20 protein-coding genes and 1 tRNA gene are annotated in these 20,207 nt (G+C 71.1%); 13 read left to right on the plus strand and 8 right to left on the minus strand.

What is annotated here, in order from left to right:
* Window positions 1–25: 25 nt before the first annotated feature.
* Window positions 26–1,435 (plus strand): class II fumarate hydratase, encoded by a 1,410-nt coding sequence (locus tag OIE53_RS24395; protein WP_327023816.1) that lies wholly within the window; start codon window positions 26–28, stop codon window positions 1,433–1,435.
* 222 nt (window positions 1,436–1,657) lie between these two features.
* Here the strand turns inward: OIE53_RS24395 and OIE53_RS24400 are convergent, their stop codons facing one another.
* Window positions 1,658–1,942, minus strand: a complete 285-nt coding sequence (locus OIE53_RS24400) for a hypothetical protein (protein WP_327023817.1) — start codon at window positions 1,940–1,942, stop codon at window positions 1,658–1,660.
* A gap of 255 nt (window positions 1,943–2,197) precedes the next feature.
* Here OIE53_RS24400 and OIE53_RS24405 point away from each other — a divergent pair, with 255 nt between their 5' ends.
* Genes OIE53_RS24405 through OIE53_RS24415 form a run of 3 tightly spaced genes read left to right on the plus strand, consistent with a single transcriptional unit; the run spans window position 2,198 to window position 3,580 of the window.
* Window positions 2,198–3,010 (plus strand): helix-turn-helix domain-containing protein, encoded by an 813-nt coding sequence (locus tag OIE53_RS24405; protein ID WP_327023818.1) that lies wholly within the window; start codon window positions 2,198–2,200, stop codon window positions 3,008–3,010.
* The gene (locus OIE53_RS24410) at window positions 3,001–3,183 is read left to right on the plus strand and encodes a DUF397 domain-containing protein (RefSeq protein ID WP_126711351.1); all 183 of its coding nucleotides are present in this window, start codon (window positions 3,001–3,003) and stop codon (window positions 3,181–3,183) included. Before OIE53_RS24405 ends, OIE53_RS24410 begins: the two co-directional genes overlap by 10 nt.
* A gap of 1 nt (window position 3,184) precedes the next feature.
* The gene (locus tag OIE53_RS24415; RefSeq protein WP_327023820.1) at window positions 3,185–3,580 is read left to right on the plus strand and encodes a pyridoxamine 5'-phosphate oxidase family protein; all 396 of its coding nucleotides are present in this window, start codon (window positions 3,185–3,187) and stop codon (window positions 3,578–3,580) included.
* 73 nt (window positions 3,581–3,653) lie between these two features.
* On the opposite strand, the gene OIE53_RS24420 is transcribed toward OIE53_RS24415, so the two are convergent.
* Complete coding sequence (locus OIE53_RS24420; protein WP_327023821.1) at window positions 3,654–4,199, minus strand: CGNR zinc finger domain-containing protein; 546 nt, start codon at window positions 4,197–4,199, stop codon at window positions 3,654–3,656.
* Between the two features lie 83 nt (window positions 4,200–4,282).
* Between OIE53_RS24420 and OIE53_RS24425 the strand changes: the two genes are divergently transcribed.
* From OIE53_RS24425 to OIE53_RS24435, 3 genes are read left to right on the plus strand one after another with little or no spacing between them, the layout of a single operon-like run.
* Complete coding sequence (locus OIE53_RS24425; RefSeq protein WP_327023822.1) at window positions 4,283–5,242, plus strand: EamA family transporter; 960 nt, start codon at window positions 4,283–4,285, stop codon at window positions 5,240–5,242.
* Between the two features lie 13 nt (window positions 5,243–5,255).
* Entirely contained in the window at window positions 5,256–5,738 is a 483-nt protein-coding gene (locus tag OIE53_RS24430) for an HAD family hydrolase (protein ID WP_327023823.1), read from the plus strand.
* 35 nt (window positions 5,739–5,773) lie between these two features.
* A complete protein-coding gene (locus OIE53_RS24435; RefSeq protein WP_327023824.1) occupies window positions 5,774–7,450 on the plus strand; it encodes a S8 family serine peptidase in 1,677 nt (558 codons plus the stop codon).
* Between the two features lie 148 nt (window positions 7,451–7,598).
* On the opposite strand, the gene OIE53_RS24440 is transcribed toward OIE53_RS24435, so the two are convergent.
* A complete protein-coding gene (locus tag OIE53_RS24440) occupies window positions 7,599–8,585 on the minus strand; it encodes a hypothetical protein (RefSeq protein ID WP_327023825.1) in 987 nt (328 codons plus the stop codon).
* 331 nt (window positions 8,586–8,916) lie between these two features.
* A complete protein-coding gene (locus OIE53_RS24445) occupies window positions 8,917–9,552 on the minus strand; it encodes an IclR family transcriptional regulator (protein WP_327027389.1) in 636 nt (211 codons plus the stop codon).
* Window positions 9,553–9,687: 135 nt separating this feature from the next.
* Between OIE53_RS24445 and cysS the strand changes: the two genes are divergently transcribed.
* Both cysS and rlmB read left to right on the plus strand, forming a co-directional pair.
* Entirely contained in the window at window positions 9,688–11,103 is a 1,416-nt protein-coding gene (gene cysS, locus OIE53_RS24450) for a cysteine--tRNA ligase (RefSeq protein ID WP_327023826.1), read from the plus strand.
* Window positions 11,103–12,224, plus strand: a complete 1,122-nt coding sequence (gene rlmB, locus OIE53_RS24455; protein WP_327023827.1) for a 23S rRNA (guanosine(2251)-2'-O)-methyltransferase RlmB — start codon at window positions 11,103–11,105, stop codon at window positions 12,222–12,224. The genes cysS and rlmB overlap by 1 nt, the downstream gene beginning before the upstream one ends.
* A gap of 60 nt (window positions 12,225–12,284) precedes the next feature.
* On the opposite strand, the gene OIE53_RS24460 is transcribed toward rlmB, so the two are convergent.
* Window positions 12,285–13,376, minus strand: coding sequence for an ABC transporter ATP-binding protein (locus OIE53_RS24460; protein WP_327023828.1), 1,092 nt, complete (start codon window positions 13,374–13,376; stop codon window positions 12,285–12,287).
* Window positions 13,377–13,693: 317 nt separating this feature from the next.
* Here OIE53_RS24460 and OIE53_RS24465 point away from each other — a divergent pair.
* Both OIE53_RS24465 and OIE53_RS24470 read left to right on the plus strand, forming a co-directional pair.
* Window positions 13,694–13,770 (plus strand) — tRNA-Thr (locus OIE53_RS24465).
* Between the two features lie 157 nt (window positions 13,771–13,927).
* On the plus strand, window positions 13,928–14,695 hold the full coding sequence (locus OIE53_RS24470) for an enoyl-CoA hydratase/isomerase family protein (RefSeq protein ID WP_327023829.1): 768 nt from the start codon (window positions 13,928–13,930) through the stop codon (window positions 14,693–14,695).
* A gap of 71 nt (window positions 14,696–14,766) precedes the next feature.
* On the opposite strand, the gene OIE53_RS24475 is transcribed toward OIE53_RS24470, so the two are convergent.
* The 3 genes from OIE53_RS24475 to OIE53_RS24485 form a co-directional block, all read right to left on the minus strand.
* Window positions 14,767–15,210: an HNH endonuclease gene (locus OIE53_RS24475; protein ID WP_327023830.1), complete on the minus strand. Its 444-nt coding sequence runs from the start codon at window positions 15,208–15,210 to the stop codon at window positions 14,767–14,769.
* A gap of 269 nt (window positions 15,211–15,479) precedes the next feature.
* Entirely contained in the window at window positions 15,480–17,006 is a 1,527-nt protein-coding gene (locus OIE53_RS24480; RefSeq protein WP_327023831.1) for an FAD-dependent oxidoreductase, read from the minus strand.
* A 108-nt stretch (window positions 17,007–17,114) separates the two neighbouring features.
* A complete protein-coding gene (locus OIE53_RS24485) occupies window positions 17,115–17,594 on the minus strand; it encodes an MSMEG_6728 family protein (protein WP_327027390.1) in 480 nt (159 codons plus the stop codon).
* A 94-nt stretch (window positions 17,595–17,688) separates the two neighbouring features.
* Between OIE53_RS24485 and OIE53_RS24490 the strand changes: the two genes are divergently transcribed.
* Both OIE53_RS24490 and OIE53_RS24495 read left to right on the plus strand, forming a co-directional pair.
* Window positions 17,689–19,491, plus strand: a complete 1,803-nt coding sequence (locus tag OIE53_RS24490; protein ID WP_393340304.1) for a potassium channel family protein — start codon at window positions 17,689–17,691, stop codon at window positions 19,489–19,491.
* A gap of 176 nt (window positions 19,492–19,667) precedes the next feature.
* Window positions 19,668–20,138, plus strand: a complete 471-nt coding sequence (locus tag OIE53_RS24495; protein ID WP_327023833.1) for a hypothetical protein — start codon at window positions 19,668–19,670, stop codon at window positions 20,136–20,138.
* The last annotated feature ends 69 nt before the right edge of the window (window positions 20,139–20,207 follow it).

Here is a 20,207-nt window from a genome sequence, read left to right on the forward strand (position 1 = left end):
GCACGTCCGCGGTCGGCGCGGCAGGATGGTACGCGTGACGACTCCAGAGACCACGGGCTACCGGATCGAACGCGACTCGATGGGCGAGGTGGAGGTGCCCACCGAGGCGCTGTGGCGGGCCCAGACCCAGCGCGCGGTGCAGAACTTCCCGATCTCGGGTCGGGGGATCGAGCCCGCCCAGATCCGGGCGCTGGCCCGGATCAAGGGAGCGGCCGCCGAGGTCAACGGCGAGCTGGGGGTGATCGACCCGACCGTGGCCGCCTCGATCGCGGCAGCCGCCGCGCACGTGGCCGACGGCGGGTACGACGACCAGTTCCCGATCGACGTGTTCCAGACCGGCTCCGGCACCTCCTCGAACATGAACACCAACGAGGTGATCGCCACCCTGGCCAGCCGGGAGCTGGGCCGGGACGTGCACCCCAACGACCACGTCAACGCCTCCCAGTCCAGCAACGACGTCTTCCCCTCCTCGATCCACCTGGCCGCCACCGAGGCGGTCGCCCGGGACCTGCTTCCGGCCCTGGACCACCTGGCCGGTGCCCTGGAGACCAAGGCCGGTGAGTTCGAGACCGTGGTCAAGGCCGGGCGTACCCACCTGATGGACGCCACCCCGGTGACCCTGGGCCAGGAGTTCGGCGGGTACGCCGCCCAGATCCGCTACGGCATCGAGCGGTTGGCGGGGGCCCTGCCCCGGCTGGCCGAACTGCCCTTGGGGGGCACGGCGGTCGGCACCGGCATCAACACCCCCCTGGGCTTCGCCGCCGCCGTGATCGAGAAGCTGCGCGACTCCACCGGGCTGCCGTTGACCGAGGCCCGCAACCACTTCGAGGCCCAGGGCGCCCGGGACGCCCTGGTGGAAGCCTCGGGTCAGCTGCGTACGGTCGCGGTCGGTCTTTACAAGATCGCCAACGACATCCGCTGGATGGGCTCGGGCCCTCGGGCGGGCCTGCGTGAGCTGCGCATCCCCGACCTCCAGCCCGGCTCGTCGATCATGCCCGGCAAGGTCAACCCGGTGGTCTGCGAGGCGGTCCGGCAGGTCTGCGCGCAGGTGATCGGCAACGACGCCACGGTCGCCTTCGCCGGCTCGCAGGGCGACTTCGAACTCAACGTCATGCTCCCGGTGATGGGCCGCAACCTGCTGGAATCCATCCGGTTGCTGGCCGCGTCGAGCCGCCTGCTGGCCGACCGCTGCGTGGTCGGCCTGGTCGCGGACGCCGAGGTCTGCCTGTCGTACGCCGAGGGCTCGCCGTCGATCGTCACCCCCCTCAACCGCTACCTGGGGTACGACGAGGCCGCCTCGATCGCCAAGGAGGCCCTGGCCAAGCAGACCTCCATCAAGGAGGTGGTGATCGCCCGGGGCCACCTCGAATCCGGCAAGCTCACCGAGGTCCAGTTGGAGGAGGCCCTGGACCTGCTCCGGATGACCCACCCCTGAGCGTCGGAAGCGCGGCACCGGGTGCGATGCCCTTGGCGGGTGTGGCCCGTCAGGCGTCGGTCACCGGCCTTGAGGTCCGGGTCCGGCCTGCTGTCGAGCTGAACCGTTGGTGCTATCACCCACCTGCCTGCTGATCGACGTCCGGCGAGCGGGTCGCCCTTGTCCCGTCAGCAACCAGCACTCCGGTCCTGACCGCCACCACCGGCTTCCATGGTCAGTGGGTCACGGTTCGCCTCGGGGGCGCGGTACCCAGGCGAGGAAGCGGGCGAAGAGCGCGGCCGGGGTCGGGCCGTCGTCCGGGTGGAGGCGATACAGGTCGGCGACGGCCTCGTGCAGGACTGCGCAGAGGTAGACGCTGAGTGCGATCCGGTCGTGGGCGTACTCGGCGATCAGCGTGAGTCGTGCCGTGGCGCAGGGCCAGGGTGCCGCGCAGACCCGGCACAGCCACAGTGGACGCAACGGCAGGTGAGGGCGCGTCACCGGTCCCTCGGCGGATGGGGTCGGCATGGCGCAGCCTTCCGGTAGAGCGGACTCGTCATGGCCCCCGGCGATGGGACCGCCCGGCCGGGGGAGCGGGGCGGTCCCACCTCGACGTCGCCTCTCGGGGGAATGAGCGGCGAGCGTCGCTGCGCACAGTCTGCTGAGCACACCGTTACGGTCGGAAGGGTTTGACCGTGCTGTCCGAGGCCCACTGTGACCGGGCCGGGTTGCCGGTGGCGGTGCGCTGTAGTCGATCAACCGGTTCCTGGAGGGCGGCTGGAGATGGCGAGTGGACAGCTGACAGCGGCGGCCTTCCTGGTCGCGGAGCTACGTCGGGCGCGGGCTCGGCAGGGCTGGAGTCAGGAGGATCTGGCCAAGGCCGTGAACTATTCGCCGTCGATGGTCAGCGCGGTGGAGTTGGGTCAACAGCCGCCCACCCCGAAGTACCTGGAACAGTTCGACAAGGCCCTGGACACCGGCGGCCTCTACGGCCGAATGCTCACCCATCTGGTAGCCCTCGACAAGGCCCAGGTCTGGCGACGGGGAGCGCAGGCGATCATCGAGCAGGCGGCGAAGCTTCGCTGGTATGAGCCGCTCTACGTGCCCGGTCTGCTCCAGACGCCAGCTTACGCCCGTGCCGTCTTCGAGGCCGGTGACCTGCTGGACGCCGCCGAGGTCGAGCGGCGGCTCGCGGAGCGGATGGACAGCCAAGCGGTGCTGTCCGGCGATTCCTCACCCCACCTGGTGGCGATCATCGACGAGGCGGCCATCCGCCGATGTGTCGGAGACCGGAAGATCATCTCCGAGCAGGTGTCACACCTCGTGCAGGTCGCCAGCGAACATCCCCGGGTGCGGCTACATGTCATCCCGCAAACGGCGGCGGAGCACCCCGGCCTGGGCGGCCCCTTCCTGCTGACCACGGCGAGGGACGGCACCGACAGCGCCTTCCTCGGCAGTCATATCGGCGGACAGGAAGTGGACCGGTCGGCGGATCTCGATCTCCTGAGGCAGGTGTGGGAGATTTGCCTCGGCGAGGCGTACACGCCTACCCAGTCGATCGAGTTGATGAGGGAAGTGGCCGAGTCATGGAACTGACCGGTGCCCGGTGGCGCAAGAGCAGTCGTAGTGCGCAGTCGAACGACTGTGTCGAGGTGGCTACGAATGTGCCGGGGGTGGTGGGGGTGCGGGACAGCAAGGATGCGGCCGGGGCGGTGCTGACCTTCGAGGCGTACGCCTGGCGGGTTTTCGTCGCCGCGCCGCCGCGCTGAGGTGATCACCTCTCCCGGCGCGGAGGTGTTGGAGCGGCTGGATCGGGAGCGCGTGGTCTGGCTCTGCACGTTGCGGCCGGACGGGTCGCCGCACCTGACGCCGGTCTGGTTCCTGTATCTCGACGACGAGTGGTGGATCGGCACGGCCGAGCGCAACCGCAAGGTCCGCAACATCGCCGCCGACCCCCGGGTCTCGCTGGCGCTACCGGACGGGGACGCGCCGGTCGTCGCGGAAGGCCAGGCGAGCATCGTGCGCCAGCCGTTCCCGTCCGCCGTCGTCGAGGGCCTGCGGCATCGGTACGACGGATGGGATGTCACTGTGGACGGCCCGGACGGACGGTACGTGCTGCTGCGGATCGCGGTGACCCGCTGGCTGATGGCCGGGCGCGCCCACTGACCGCCCCGCCGGGCGGATCTGGGTGCGTTTGTTGTTGCTCCGGCGACAAGAAACGTACCCAAAGTCGCCGGGGTCAGGGGCGGGCGGCGGCCTTGCGGGCGCGGTAGGCGTTGACTGCGGCCCGGTTGCCGCAGCCGGCCTCGCAGAATCGGCGGGACCGGTTCTTCGACAGGTCCACCAGCACGTTGTCGCAGTCCGGGTACTCGCAGGTGCGTAACCGGCGCAGTTCGCCGCCGCGCACCACATCGGCGATCGCCATGGCCGCCTCCACCGCCATTCTGGTGGCCAGCGGGGCGTCGCGGGGCACGGCGTGCAGGTGATACGGCTCGTCGTCGTGGGTGATGAGCTGGGGCAGGGCCCGGTGTTCGCGGAGCAGCCCGTTGACGATCGAGACGATCTCGTCGATGTCGGCGTACCAGATCCGGCGTAGCCGGGGGCGCAGGGCGCGTACCGCCCGCAGTTCGGTCTCGGTGTGTTCGTGTCTTCCGGTGTAGGCGTGGGCGGTGAAGAAGGCGCTCAGGGCCTCCACGTCGGGCAGCCCTTCACCGCCCTGGCCGGCGGTGTTGACCAGCGCGGCGGCGGCGATCAGGGAACACTCGGTGTCATGAGCGAAGAGCAACTTGACTCCTGTCGTGGCCCGACTCTAGCGTCATCGGTGTAACCCTAGTTTGCCGATGTCGCGGTGCCGTGCCAAGGAGAGTCATGCGTCAATCACCCGTTGCCGGTGCCGGCCTAGCGCTGGCCCTGCTCTCCGCGGTCACCTTCGCCACCTCGGGCACCTTCGCCCGGTCCCTGATCAACGCCGGTTGGTCCGCCGAGTCGGTCGTCATCGCCCGGGTCGGCCTGGCCGCCCTGGTGCTGGCCACCCCCGCGTTGCTGATCATGCGGGGCCGGTGGCCGGTGCTGCGCCGCAACCTGGCCTCGATCGGGGTCTTCGGGGTGCTGGGGGTGTCGGTCGCCCAGGTCTGCTTCTTCAACGCGGTGCGCTATCTGCCGGTCGGGGTGGCGCTGCTGCTGGAATATCTCGGCATCATCCTGGTCGTCGGGTGGACCTGGCTGGTGCAGGGGCAGCGCCCGCGTCGACTGACCGTGGCCGGTTCGGTGGCGGCGTTGGCCGGCCTGTTCTTCGTGCTCGACCTGACCGGTGCGGGCCGACTCGACCCGATCGGCGTGCTCTGGGGACTGGGCGCGGCGGTCGGCCTGGCCGGCTACTTCGTACTCGCCGGACGGGTCGACTCCGCCCTGCCCTCGGTGGTGATGGCCAGTGGCGGCATGGCGGTCGGTGCCGGGGTGCTGCTGCTGCTCGGCCTGGTCGGCGTCCTGCCGCTGCGGGCCGACTTCGGCACGGTGCAGTTCGGCGGGCAGGAGATGAGTTGGCTGGTGCCGATCGCCGGCTTGGTCCTGGTGGCCGCGGTGATCTCCTACCTGGCCGGGATCGCCGCCACCCGGGTCCTGGGCGCCCGGATGGCATCCTTCGTCGGGCTGACCGAGGTGATGTTCGCGGTGCTGATCGCCTGGCTGGTACTGGGTGAACTGCCCACGGTGGTGCAACTGTTCGGCGGGGCGTTGATCGTCGCCGGGGTGGCGCTGGTCCGCATCGACGAACTACGCGCGCCCGCCCTCCCCGAGCAGCCGAAGGCGGCGGAACCGGCCCTCACCTGACACCCTGGTCGACATGCTGAGCGCGGTGGTGTTCGACGCCGACGAGACCCTGCTCGACCTGCGCCCGGCCGTCACCGGCGGGTTGGTGGCCGTACTCGACGAGATGCGGCGCCGCACCCCGGCGGCGGCCGAGGTGTCGCTCGCCGACCTGGAATGCGACTGGGACGCCGTCTTCGGCGAATTGGCCTCGGCTCCGGTGCGGGAGATCCGTCGAACGGCACTGGCCCGTTCCTTGGCCCGGGCGGGCCTAGACGGCCACCTGGACGAGCTGGTCGGCGACAACCTTGCCTTCGACGTGGTCGCCGCCCAGCGGGCCGGGTTGCGGGCGGTCTGGCTGAACCGGCGGGGTGAGTCGCTTCCCCCTGAGGTGCTGCCGGATGCGGCAGTTTGCTCCCTTGCCGAGCTGCCCGCTGTCCTGGTCGGCCTTTCCGGCGAAGCAGACTTTTCAATTCCTAGCGGATACCGGTCTGGCGAAACGTCATGCGTTGATGTCTGATGACGCCACGTCCCTCAACGAGAGGATTCGATGTGGTGAGCAAGCGCTTCACCGTCGGTGTCGTCGCGACCGCGGCGGCACTGGCACTCACGGTGACCGGCCTGGGCGTGCCCGCTGGTGCCGAGCCGTCCGGCGTTGCCCGGACCTTCACCGTGGTGGCGGAGGACGGGGTCTCCGCCGACGCCGCCATCGCCGCGATCCGGTCGGCCGGCGGGACCGTGGTGTCCCGTACCGACGAGGTCGGTGTGTTCCAGGTGACCAGCGACCGGGCCGACTTCGCGACGAAGGCGACCGCTGCCGCCGCCCTGATCGGCGCCGCCGAGGAGAAGGCCATCGGCCGCAAGCCCAAGCTGGACCGGGTCGAGCAGGAGCACCTGCTGGCAGCCGCAGCCAAGGGGGCCGGCAAGCAGCGGGGTAAGAAGCTGGACCCGTTGGACGACAAGCTCTGGGGCCTGGAGATGATCCGGGCCGACAAGGCGCGCAAGATCGAGCCGGGTGATCGTCGGGTCACCGTCGGGGTCCTGGACACCGGCGTCGATGCCAGCCACCCGGACATCGCCCCGAACTTCAACTGGGCCCTGTCGCGCAACTTCGCCCCCGACATCCCCGAGATCGACGGGCCCTGCGAGGTGCCGAGTTGCCTGGACCCGGTCGGCACGGACGACGGCGGGCACGGTACGCATGTCGCCGGCACCATCGGCGCTGCCGCCAACGGCTTCGGCCTCTCCGGGGTGGCCCCGAAGGTCTCCCTGGTCAACCTCAAGGGCGGCCAGGACGCCGGCTACTTCTTCCTGAACCCGGTGGTCAACGCCCTGCTGCACGCCGGCCGGTCCGGCCTGGACGTGGTCAACATGTCCTTCTACGTGGACCCGTGGCTCTACAACTGCACGGCCAACCCGGCCGACTCGCCGGAGGCGCAGGCCGCCCAGCAGGCCACCATCCGGGCCATGAAGCGGGCCCTGACCTACGCCCACGACCGGGGCGTCACCCTGATCGGTGCCCTCGGCAACAACCACGAGGACCTGGGCGACCCGCGTACGGACATCTCCAGCCCGAACTACGGGGACGTGGCGCCGTACCCCCGCGAGATCGACAACAACAGCTGCTGGAACCTGCCCACCGAAGGGGCGCACGTCATCAGCGTCGCGTCGGTCGGGCCCTCCGGTAAGAAGGCGGACTACTCCAACTACGGCACCGAGCAGACCGCCATCGCCGCCCCGGGCGGATGGTTCCGGGACGGCTTCGGCACGGACACCTTCCGTACCGACGCCAACATGATCCTGTCCACGTACCCCTTGAGGGTCCTCCAGGAGGAGGGCACGGTCGACGAGGACGGCAACATCGTGCCGGGCGCGGAGACCTTCGTGTTCAAGGAGTGCAAGGCCAACCGGCAGTGCGCCTACTACACGTACCTCCAGGGCACCTCGATGGCCGCACCGCACGCCTCCGGGGTGGCCGCGCTCATCGTCAGCCGGTACGGCAAGCCGCAGGGCCGGGGTGGCTTCGGCCTCGCGCCCGACGTGGTCGAGCGGCACCTGTACCGCACGGCCGCCGAGCGGGCCTGCCCCGAGCCCAGGTTGCAGACCTACACCAACGAGGGCCGCTCGCCCGAGTTCGACGCCTACTGCGCCGGCTCACCCTCCTTCAACGGCTTCTACGGCCACGGCATCATCGACGCCTACGCCGCCGTGACCACCCCGCTGCGCCGCTAGCCTCGCGGGAAGGTCTGATTCACCGTTTCGCCGAAGTGGCGGTTACCCGGGTGCTGGGTGACCGCCACTTCGCCGTGACGGAGTGGATCACCCCCCTGCTGGAGGCCGAGGCGGCTGGGGTTGCGTCCACGGGTGGCGCCTGGGTTGGTCAGCGGCGCCAGCCGGCGGCGACGAGGGCGGTACGGACCTCCCGTACCAGTCCCGGGAAGTCGCGGTGCAGGCGTCGGCTGGTCACGTGCAGCACCTGCCAGCCGGCGGCCATCAACTGGTTGATCCGCTGGCGGTCGAGGTGCAGCTGCTCGGGATCGCTGTGCCGGTGCCCGTCGTACTCGACGGCCACCCGGTATTCCGGCCAGGACAGGTCCGGATGCAGAATCCGCCCGCTGATCGATCGCACCGGATGCTGAGTGACCGGTCGGGGCAGCCCGGCCAGGATCAGCCGGACCCGCAGCTGTGACTCCGGCGGCGACTGGGCACCCGCATCGGTCAGACCGAACACCCACTCGGCCCGCCGACCTCCGGGGCGGCCCGTGTTCGCCCTGGCCACAGCGGCAAGCCCGGCGGAGTCGACCAGTTCCTGCCGGAGCATGGCGTCGATGATGCCGATCGCCTGCACGGGTTCCAGCCACACCGCGCACTCCCAGGCGGCACAAACGGCATCCGACCGCAGCAAGGGCTGTGCTCTCCCCAGCCTGGTTCCTGCGGCCGGCTGATGGCTGTGCAGTTCGGTGGTGGTGCCCGGTCGACCGGAGAGCTGCGGTTGGCCTGGGCTTTGGCTCGGTGACGGACGCGAAACTGCTGCGTGGGCCGGGATGCCGCGCTGCGGGTGGCGTGGGCCGAGGGTGTGGACTCGGATGCCGTGTTGCGAGCCGAGTCGCAGGTGCATCGGGGCCAGGACGTGAACCTCGTCGGTGAAGGTCGCGGCGTGTTCGATACCGTGCAGGTAGGCCGCTGAGGGGCCCGCCATCAGCACCCCGGCTGGCAGGCGCAGCGAGGCCGCTCGGCAGAGCAACTCGTGATCGCGGTCGAGGCGTGCGTCGGCGTACACGTCGTGCATCAGGCGGACCCAGGCCCCACCGCGAAGCTGGTGCCGGGTCAGTAGGCGGTCGCGGATCGCCTCGGAACCGCGAAACACCTGCCACGCTAGGGTGGCTGGCCGGTACGGGGAAGGTGGCATGTCTCTACCGTGCGGCCTGCGATCGGCTCTACGGGACCCCTGTGGACAACCATGGCCTCCATGATCGACGGCCCCTGTGGACAACCCGCGCGCCACCGCCCCGCCGTGGTATAGGCCCCACGCGAACCCCTGCCACCGACCCCACCACGGCCTGACCGAGGGAGGCTCGCCGCCGTTTCGGCGGAATGGCTGTCTCCAGCACCCACCGATACCGCCATTCCGCCGTAACGCTGCCAGCCCGCCCGTCGCGCCCCGGCCCGCCCGGCCCGAGACCTGGGTGGGTGAGGGGTCAGCGGAGGGCGGTGGCGATTGCGGTGGCGGCGGCCAGGACCTGGGCGCCTACCGCCTCGGTGTCCAGGGGGGCGAGGGCTACCACTCCGACACTCGCCTCCAGGCCGGGTACTCCGAGCACCGGGGCTGCCACCCCGTACGCCCCGGGTTGCAACTCGCCGACGGTGCTCACCGGGCCGGCGGCGCCGGACCGGCCGGCGAGGATGGCCTGCCCGGCGGCACCGCGTTCCAGGGGGTGCCGGGCCCCGGTGCGGTATGCCACATGGAACGAGGTCCAGCTCGGCTCTACCACGGCCAGGGCCACTCCTTCGCCGCCCTCTACCACGGTCAGGTGGGCGGTCGCCCCGGCCTGCTCGGCCAGGCGTCGCAGGGCCGGCAGGGCGCCTTCGGCGAGCAGGGGTTGGGCCCGTCGCGCCAGGTGCAGCACCCCGGCTCCCAGACGGAGTCGACCGTCGGCGTCCCGGCGCAGCATTCCGTGCCGGGTCAACGGGACCACCAGTCGGTAGACCGCCGCCCGCCCGATACCCAGGCGGTTGGCCGCTTCGGTGACGGTGAGTCCGCCGGGGGCGTCCGCTACCAGGTGCAGCAGGCGCAGGCCCCGGTCCAGGGTCTGCGAGGTCTCTCCACCGGCGATCGTCGCCCCACCCTCGGCGCCGGGGGTGGCGGGAGTGGGCGGGTCGGTGCCGAAAGGCGCGGGGGAAGTCACGATCAGCAGCGTACGACCCGGCTCCGGCCGACCGGGAAAACGACGGACGGCTACCCTTGTATGGTGACGCTTCGCTTGTATGACACCGCCACCCGATCGGTGCGGGACTTCGTCCCGCGGGAAGCCGGCAAGGTGGGGGTCTACCTGTGTGGGCTCACCCTCCAGGCGCCGCCACACATCGGCCATCTTCGTTCCGGGGTCAACTACGACGTGCTGCGTCGCTGGTTGCTGGCCGCCGGGTTCGAGGTCACCTTCATCCGCAACGTGACCGACATCGACGACAAGATCCTGGTCAAGGCGCAGGAGCAGGGACGACCGTTCTGGTCCATCGCGTACGCCAACGAGTTGAAGCTGGCCGAGGCGTACCGGGCGTTGAACGTGTTGCCGCCGACCTACGAGCCTCGGGCCACCGGCCACATTCCGGAGATGCATCAACTGATCGCCGAGTTGATCGAGCGGGGGCACGCCTACCCGGCCGCCGACGACTCCGGGGACGTGTACTTCGACGTGGGTTCCTGGCCGGCGTACGGTGCCCTGTCCAACCAGTCGCCGGACGAGATGCAGTCCGACTGCGAGGCCCCCGAGCGCGGTAAGCGGGACCCCCGCGACTTCGCGCTCTGGAAGGGTGTCAAGCCGAACGAGCCGGCGGACGCCTACTGGCCCTCGCCGTGGGGGCGGGGCCGGCCGGGTTGGCACATCGAGTGCTCGGCGATGTGCCGGCGGTACCTGGGGGCGGAGTTCGACATCCACGGTGGCGGGCTGGATCTGATCTTCCCGCACCACGAGAACGAGTTGGCCCAGTCCCAGGCCGCCGACCTGCCCTTCGCCCGCTACTGGGTGCATCACGGGCTGCTCGGCATCGGTGGCACCAAGATGGGCAAGTCGCTGGGCAACGCCCTCGATCTGGCGTACGTCGCCGATCTTGGGGTGCGCCCGGTCGAGTTGCGCTACTACTACGTGGCCGCGCACTACCGCTCCCGGATCGACTACTCCGAGGAGGCGCTGCGCGAGGCGGCCGTCGCGTACCGGCGGATCGAGGGCTTCGTGCAGCGGGCCGTCGAACGGGTGGGCCCCGGTGAACTCGGGGAACTGCCGGCCGCCTTCGCCGCCGCGATGGACGACGACCTGAACACCTCGGCCGCGTTGGCCGTCCTGCACGACCTGCTGCGCGACGCCAACAGCGCGGTGGCCGACGGGGACGATGTGACCGTACGCACGGCGCTCGGCAGCATCCGCGCGATGCTGGATATCCTCGGGGTCGACCCCCTCGACCCGGCGTGGACCGGCGGCGCTCGGGCGAGCGACCTCCGTGGGGTGGTCGACTCCCTGGTCGCCCTGGCTCTGGAACAGCGTGCGCAGGCCCGGGTCCGTAAGGACTGGGCTGCCGCCGACGCGCTGCGGGACCAACTCAAGCGGGCCGGAGTGGCGGTCGAGGACACCCCACAGGGCCCGCGTTGGACAATTGGAGAGCATGACTGATGGCCGGCAATTCGCAACGCCGTGGCCGACGGGTGGCCTCGAAGTCGAGCGCACCCAAGGGCTCCGGCGGCAAGAACAAGGACGCCCTCGCCGGTCGGGGCCGTACCCTGCCCGCCGACGAGCGGCCATGGCACAAGGCCTACTCCGGTACGGAGAAGGTGCCCCAGCGCACCGCCTGGAAGCAGGAGAAGGAGCGCCGGGCGGCGGCCGAGGAGGGTCGGGCCCCGAAGATCGGCAAGCCGGGCACCAAGGACACCACCTGGGGCCGGGGCGGCGGTCGGGGTACCCCCACCCCGAAGCCGGTACGCGGTAAGCAGCCGGCCGGACGTGGTGGTCCCCGGGTCGCGCCGGGGCGCAAGTCGAACCCGTCCAAGGACACCCCGGAGCTGCTGGTCGGCCGTAACCCGGTGCTGGAGGCGCTGCGCGCCCAAGTGCCGGCCACCGCGCTCTACACCGCCCAGGGCATCGACACCGACGACCGGATCAACGAGATCATCCGTACGGCGGCCGACCGGGGCATCGCCATCCTCGAGGTCAGCCGCACCGAACTGGACCGGATGACCGGGGGGGTGCTGCACCAGGGGGTCGGCCTCCAGGTGCCGCCGTTCGCGTACGAGCCCTTCGAGGATCTGGTCGCCGCCGCGCTGGAGCAGCCGGCACCGCTGCTGGTGGCCCTGGACGGGGTGACCGATCCGCGCAATCTCGGCGCGGTGATCCGGTCGGCCGCCGCCTTCGGCGCCCAGGGTGTCTTCGTACCGGAGCGGCGGGCGGCCGGGATCACCGCGACCGCCTGGCGGACCAGCGCCGGTGCGGCGGCTCGGGTGCCGGTGGCCCAGGTCACCAACCTGACCCGGTCGTTGAAGGCGTGCCGGGACGCCGGCTTCATGGTGGTCGGCCTGGACGCCGACGGCGAAACCGACCTGTACGACCTGGAGGCTGCGGTCGGCCCGCTGGTCGTGGTGGTCGGCTCGGAGGGTCGGGGCCTGTCCCGGCTGGTCGGGCAGACCTGCGACCTGACCGTCAGCATCCCAATGATCTCCGAGGTGGAGTCGCTGAACGCGAGCGTGGCCGCCGCGGTCACTCTCGCCGAGGTCGCCCGCCGCCGAGCCGCCGAGAGCTGACGCCAAGCGCAGGATGACAAAGGGGCGGCCCGCCGGGCCGCCCCTTTGTCAGTTGCTACTTCAGATGCGCTTGCCGGTGGTGGCGTGGAAGGCGTGGTTCTGGCCGGCACGCGGCTTGACGAAGATCGTCTCGCCCATGCTCGGCATGGTCCGCCGGTCGGTCCGCACCACGAACCGCTCGGAGGCACCGTCCAGCGCGGCGTGGCCGTAGACGTTGGCGTCCGAACCGAGGTCCTCGACCAGCTCGACCACGACCGGCATGCCGCCCTCGGTCGGGCTGACGATGTCGCAGTCCTCCGGCCGGAAACCGACCGTCACCTTGCCGGCACCGCCCTCGGCATTGGCCGCCTCGACCTGCTCGCGGGTCAGCGGGATGAACATCTCGGCGAAGGCCGCACCCTGCTCGGTCAGCGGGACCGTCTTGATGTTCATGGCCGGGGAGCCGATGAAGCCGGCGACGAAGACGTTGGCCGGGGTGTCGTACAGGGCCCGCGGGGTGTCGACCTGCTGGAGCACACCGTCGAGCATGACCGCCACCCGGTGACCCATGGTCATGGCCTCGACCTGGTCGTGGGTCACGTAGACCGTGGTGATGCCGAGCTTGGCCTGCAACGAGGCGATCTGGGTACGGGTCTGCACCCGCAGCTTGGCGTCGAGGTTCGACAGCGGCTCGTCCATGAGGAAGACCTGGGGCTCCCGGACGATGGCCCGGCCCATCGCGACCCGCTGGCGCTGACCACCGGAGAGGGCCTTGGGCTTACGGCTGAGGTACTCCTCCAGCTGGAGCAGCGCCGCCGCCTCCTTGACCCGCCGGTCGATCTCCGCCTTGGAGGTCTTGCGCAGCTTGAGGGCGAACGCCATGTTCTCGTACACCGTCATGTGCGGGTAGAGGGCGTAGTTCTGGAAGACCATCGCGATGTCGCGGGCCTTCGGCGGCAGGTGGGTGACGTCCCGGTCGTCGATGTAGATCGCGCCGTCGTCGACGTCCTCCAGACCGGCCAGCATCCGCAGGCTGGTGGACTTACCACAGCCGGAGGGACCGACCAGGACGAGGAACTCGCCGTCGCCGATCTGGAGGTCGAGCTGGTTGACCGCGGGGCGTTCGGTGCCCGGGTAGATCCGGGACGCCTTCGCGTAGGTGACCGTAGCCATGAGGGGGTGCATCCTTTCACCGGCAGGAACGTGCCGGACGATCCGAGTGAAGGAGCGACCGGTGCTAGGGAGCACCGGCGCCACGGCCGCCATGAGATGAATCCCATGTCGTCCGTGTCACTGCACGGTAAACGGCTTTTGCCGCGCTGCCAAGGTGTCGAACCCTGGATGGGACGGACGGCATACGCATACCGGTCAGTCGGGCACGGTCGGACACGAATCGACGTTCGCAGGTCAAGATGTTGACGTTTCCCGTGCTCGGGACCCCTGCCGGGGAGGAAAACCGGACGTCGGTCGCTATGCTGACCACGGACACTGCCCCTGTAGCTCAGCTGGCCAGAGCACCCGCCTTGTAAGCGGGATGTCGCCGGTTCGATCCCGGCCGGGGGCTCCATCCGTACCACGTGCGCGGCCCACCGAGCTGACACCTCGGTGGCCCGGCCGTGACGCTCCCTGCCCGGCCGGGCGGCCGGGCGGCACCGCTATCGTCGCCGTACCCGGGCAGCAGCCCTTGTGGCAGGACCTGGACCCGGCCGGAGGGGTGGTGGGCAGTGGCGGACGCGGAGCTGACCGTGACGGTGTCGGATCAGGTGGCCACGGTGGTGATCCGCAATCCGGGCAGGCGCAACGCGATGACCCTGGCCATGTGGCGGCAACTGCCCGTACTGCTGGATCACCTGGAGGCGGACCCGGCCGTACGCGCTCTGGTGCTCACCGGGGCGGACGGCACCTTCTGCGCCGGTGCCGACCTGGCCGACCTGGATGAGCAGCTTTCCACCGGCGACGCCGCTGTGGCCGTCGCCGCCGAGGAGCGTCTGGCCGCCTTCGCCAAGCCCACCGTGGCGGCCGTCCGGGGTGCTTGCGTCGGGGGTGGGTGTCAGCTGGCGGTCGCCTGTGACCTGCGGATCGCCGCCGCCGACGCCCGATTCGGGGTGCCCCCGGCCCGACTGGGCCTGGTCTACCCGGCGCCCACCACCCGCCGGCTGGCCCGGTTGGTCGGCCCGGCGGCGGCCAAGCATCTGCTGTTCACCAGCGAGCTGATCGACACCGACCGGGCGCTGCGGATCGGCCTGGTCGACGAGGTGCTGCCCGGGGACCGCCTGGCCACCCGCATCGACCGGCTGACCGCCACGATCGTGGAACGCTCCCAGCTCAGCGTCGTGGCCGCCAAGGAGATCGTCGACGACCGGGCCGACGAGGCCCGGGTGGACTGGTGGTACGGGCAGGTGCGGGCCAGCGGTGAGGCCCGCGAGGGCATCACCGCCTTCCACGAACGCCGCCCGCCCCGGTTCACCTGGAGCCCTCCGCCCGCAGGCTGACCGATCGGGAGGGCCGGCGGGTGCCACGCCGGGAATCCGACGCCGCCCCCCGTTCCCGCCGGCCCGGTCCCTCACCCCCCGGCCAGGGCCGCCCAGGTCGGCACGACCGGCACCCGCCGCAGCGGCATCCCCGCCTCGGTCGGCGTACGGTCGCCCTTGCGCTGGTTGCAGGCGTAGCAGGCGGCCGTCGTGTTCTTCCAGGTGTTCCGGCCACCGCGTGAGCGGGGCAGGATGTGATCGATGGTGCTGGCCGGCCCGGCGCAGTAGGCGCAGCAGCGGGCGTCGCGGGCCAGCACCCCGGCCCGGGACCAGGCCGGGCCGGAGGTGAACCGCCAGCGGGTCACCACGTACCGCACCAGCCGGACCACCCTGGGCACCGGGAAAACCCCGATGACCTGGTCCGGTACGGCCTCGTGGATCTCGGCGACCCGACGGCAGAGCATCCGGATCGCATGGGGAACGGTGACCCGGTGCAGCGGGCCGAGATCGGCGTTGACAACGAGGACGGCGTACACCGGCTTCTCCCTCCACGGCGGTGACGGACGTACGGGCCGGACAGCGACGAGCCGCCCGGTCCCAGGGCGGGTGGGCGGCTCGACGGGTACGGGTACGCGTCAGCCGGGTCGGCCACCCCGGGGGTGTTCCGCCAGGCCAGCCGTACCGGGCAGCCACGACGGCACCAAATGCGGCATCGACATGAGTGCTCCCGTGAACGGCGGTTGACCTTGCGCGTTCACGGTAGGGGTGGCCCGAGGGCGACGGCAACGCATTTCGATACGGCCGGTCAGCGCCGGGCTAGCAGGCCCCGGGGGCGGACCGACCGCAGGGGTTCGGTGGCCGCGCCGGCCGCGCGCAGGATGTGGTTGGCCGCGAGGATGCCGGTCGCCGCGGCCCGTTCCATCAGGGCGCTGGGGAAGTCGGTGTGGATGCCGTCGCCGGCCAGGTAGAGCCCGGGAGCGTCGGTGCGTACCCCGGGCCGTCGGGCATGGCTGCCCGGCGCGAAGGCGGGCGCCTTGGCCTCCACCCGGGCGTGCAGCTCCCGTACCCGCAGCCGCCCCACCTCCGGCCAGAGGGTGGTCAACTCGGCCCACATCCGCCCGGCCAGCTCCGTCGCGGGCACGTCCGGTTCGCAGGCGTACGCGTGCAGTTCCAGCACCGAGCCGTCGGTCTCCTCGGCCCAGCGTCGGCTGCCCTGCTCCAGCCGGTGGTAGAGGGTCACCGAGTCCAGGGTGGACTGGCGGGTGACCCCGCTGAAGATCGCCCGTGCGGCGGCGACATCCCCCTGGCACCAGTACCGGGCCACCGCGTACGGCGGGCCGGGTTCGCCGTACCCGGGCATCGCCGCAACCAGCTGCGGCGCGGTGTCGGCCAGGCCGGGGGAGGCCGCGACCAGCGCGGCGAGGGCGGCCGGGTCGACGGCGAGCACCACCTGCCCGGCCTGGTACGCCCCCTCGGTGGTCGTCACCTGCCAGCCGGTGTCCGTGCGTTGCAGCCCGGTCGCCGCAACTCCGGTCACCACCTGACCCCCGTGGCGTTCGACATGTCGGGTCAGCGGGCCCCAGATGGTGGTGGCGTAGTCGTCCTCCGGGCAGTCGAAGGCCAGCCCTTCCGGGTTGCCGAGCAGGTAGAAGTGGAACTGGGCGATCATCTCGGCGGCCGACATCTGCGCCTCGTGGTTGAAGAACGAGTGCGAGAAGACCTCGAACAGCATCGCGCGGGCCCGGTCCGGCAGGCGCAACGAGGTGAGCAGATCGTCGGCGGTGCGCTCGTCGAACTCGGCGTAGGTGCGTACCGGGTCGTAGGTGAGCAGGGGCAGGGCGGCGTCCCGGTCCATCCCGCGCAGGTCCCGCAGCCGCAGGCTGGGGCTGCGTACCAGCAGGGTGAGCAGGTTCGCCGGTGGGGCGGGTGGTAGCCGGCCGAACTCCTCGGTCGGCCACTGGGCGCTGAGCACCGGATAGCTGGGTACCGGCCGCAGGAACCGCAGTTTCGGGTCGATCCGACGCAGGATGTTCCGCCAGTTGTAGTACTGCCGGAAGAAGGCGTGGAAGCCGTGCTCGTTGACCTGTCGGGTGCCGTCGGCCAGGGTCTGTGGCCAGGCCCCCAGCCGACCCCCCAGGGTCGGGGCGGCCTCCAGTACGGTCACCTCGACACCCCGCTCGGCGAGCACCACCGCAGCGGACACACCGGCGATTCCGCCACCGACGACCAGGGCGGTCACCGGCTGCGGCACCCGGGACGCACCACCCCCGCCGGGCTGGACCTGGTACGGACGTACGCCGAGAAGCCGACCCACCACCTGCGACAGCGCCACCGGACACCCCCTGACTCCACAGTGTGCCGGAGATGTCGGAAACAGTCGCGTGTTAACAAGGGGCCCTTTCACCTCGCCAGGCGTTAACAGGGGGCCCTTCCTTGCACCTCAAAGGCAGCGGCGGGGGCGGTCGGAGGGGGGCCAGACGTATTCGAGGTCCAGGGGTACCTGGTCGCCGAAGATCGGGCGGTAGTGGTCGGGGTCCTTGCGGATCAGCGAGGATCGGTGGCTCAGATGCAGATCGTCGCGGCCCAGCCAGGGTGGCAGTTCCCCGGCCACGGCCAACTCGTGCTGGGAGCGGACCTGCTCGATGCCGCAGGCGGTGGCCAGGTCGGCGGCCAGGGTGACGGCGCAGGTGTCGGCCCGGCCGGCGGCACACCAGACCTCGCAGACGTCCAGCCCGTAGCGGGTCAGGGCCTCCTCGTACCCGGCCCACATCTTCACCGCGGGGTGGTTGCGCCAGCCGTAACCGGGCCGGGTCAGCCCGCGCAGCACCTGGATCGCCTCGACCCGCTGCTTGCCCAGCCGACGCTGGTCCAAGGCCCGAGCGCTGGCCAGGAAGTCCGGATACGGCAGGAAGGTCTGCATGTCGCAGGGCCTACCCGCCACGGCCCGGCCCATGCCGACCGGTCGACGATCATGATCGTCGCGGGGCTGCGCGGATTGCGACCGGCTTACTACCATGCCGGTCATGGCGGAGCCGCTGCTCGATCGGGCCCTGCGGGCCAGCCGCCGGTTGCGGGTCAACGGGGAGCCCCGGGCCCACTACGTGATCTGCGGTCAGGATCCCCTCGCCTACTGGGTGGTGCTCGCCTTGCGGGGCAGTGAACCGCAGGCCGGGCGGCTGCGGATCACCCTGATCGTGCCGACCCGGCAGCGTTCCCCCGCTCCCGACGGCCGGGACCTGCCCGGCGTCGAGGTGATCCGGGCCGACCGGTTGGACGAGCACACCTTCCGCCGGGCCAACCTGGCCGGGGCGGCCGGGCTGGCTTTGCTGCACCAGGACGACGTGGGCAACATGCACGCCGCCCTCTGCGCCCAGGAAGTCGAGCCCGGGTTGCGCCTGGTGGTGCGGATGTTCAACACCGGCCTGGCCAACGGGGTGCGGCAGATCTTCCCCGACTCGGCGGTGCTGTCGGACGCCTCGATAGCCGCCCCGGCCTTCGTGGCCGCCGCCCTCGGTGAGGTCGCACCCACCCACTTCCGGCACGGCGGTCGCACCCTCTACCTGGCCCGCCGCCAGGACGTACGCCCCAGCGAGGTGGTCTGCCCGGTGGCCGACACCCGCGATCCGCAGCAGGACCTGGTGCTGCCCGCCGACGACCGGGCCGCCGATCTGGTGCTCGCCGAGGCCGCCGGTCGGCCGGTCGGCACGGAGTTGGCCGCCCGCCGGCTGGCCCGGGCGCGCCGACAACGTCGACGGCGTCGGCCGGTGACCACCGTGCTGCGGGCGATCCGCAGCTTCGCCACCCGCAAGATCGGCATCACGGTCATCCTGCTGCTCGCGGTGGTCGGGCTACTCGGCGGGTTGTACGCCAACGCGGCGCACGTCAGCCTGGCCGACGCGTTCTACCTGACCCTGGTCACCACCCTCACCGGGCAGGACCCGGACACCGCCAAAGGCGGCGCCGAACAGGTCGTGCAGGTGATCCTCAACCTGGCCGGGCTGGCCCTGATCCCGTTGATCACAGCGGTCGTGGTCGACGGGGTGGTCAACGCCCGGCTGGCCCTGCACACCGGGCGGATCCTGCCCGAGCGGTCCGGGCATGTCGTGGTGGTGGGCCTGGGCAACATCGGCACCCGGGTGATGGCCCAGCTCAACGACTTCGGCGTCGAGGTGGTGGCGATCGACAAGAACCGGGACGCCCGGGGCGCCGGGCTGGCCCGCCGGTTGGGGGTACCCCTGGTGGTGGGGGACGCCGCCGAGGAGGAGACCCTGCGGGCCGCCTCGGTGGCCACCTGCCAGGCCCTGGTGGTGGTCTCCACGGACGACGGGGCCAACCTGCGGGCCGCGCTCAACGGCCGCACTCTCAACGATCAACTCCGGGTGGTGCTGCGGCTGTTCGACGGCCACTTCGCCGAGCGGGTGCAGCGGGCCTTCGGCATCGGCACCTCCCGCAGCGTCTCCTACCTGGCCGCCCCCTCGTTCGCCGCCGCCCTGCTGGACCGGGCGGTGATCGCCACCATCCCGGTCGGCCGGCACGCCCTACTGGTAACCGAGGTCCCGGTGGCGGCCGGTTCGGCCCTCGACGGCCGCCCGCTGGCCGCCGTCGGCAAGGCCGGCAGCGTACGGCTGCTCGCGCACGCCCGCCCCGGCCAGCGCTACGACTGGTCGCCCGATCACCGTCTGGTGATCGTGGCCGGGGACCGGCTGACCGTGGTGGCCCGGCGCGCCGGCCTGAACGCCCTGCTCCGCGAGGCCGCCCCGCCCGAGGAGGAGATCGCGGTCGGGACACCGCCGCTGCCGAGAGAGACCGAGGAGTGAGCTTCCACCTGTCCCGGCGGGAGCGTGAGCCGGTGCGCTCGCCGCTGCCGGGCGCGGAGTAAGGTGCGGCCGTGCTTGGTGGTGGGGTCGGACGGCGAGCCCGGGTGCGGCAGGTGCCCCGCCGGGGCGGGCCGCCGTGGGGGTTCGTGCCACGTCGGGTGTTGCGTTGGGCCCTGGTGGCGGCCGGTCTCGTGGTGGTGCTGACCGCCGGTTGGCTGCTCTGGCCGGACGACGAACCGCCGCCGCGTCAGCGCGAGTACCGAGCCGAGACCGCCTGCCTGCTCACCGGCGCTCAGGGGGTTGCCTCCCCGGAAGCCAGTCCGGTGTGGAGTGGGATGCAGGAGGCATCTCTCGCAACGCAGGTGAAGGTGCAGTATCTCGAAGTGGACGGTCCGCAGACCGGGCCGCAGGCGGAAACCTTTCTGGCCGGTCTGGTGCAGAACCGCTGCGATGTGATCTTCGCGGTCGGCGCGGCACCGGTCGCCGGAGTGACAAAAATCGCTGCCCGCTATCCCCAGGCGCGTTTTGTTGCGTTCGGCACCATCGAGCCGGGTCGGAATGTGTCGGTTGTGGATGATAGCGACCCGGAAGTGGTGCGGAGACAAGCACATGACCTGGTTGTGGCGCTGACCCGAACGCGCTCCTGAGCTCTCAGGTTTTTTTCAGGATCTGTTCGTTCGGACAGCTTGTCCCATGATCAGCTAGCCACAAAAATT

This window comes from Micromonospora sp. NBC_01739, assembly GCF_035920385.1.
GTDB lineage: Bacteria > Actinomycetota > Actinomycetes > Mycobacteriales > Micromonosporaceae > Micromonospora.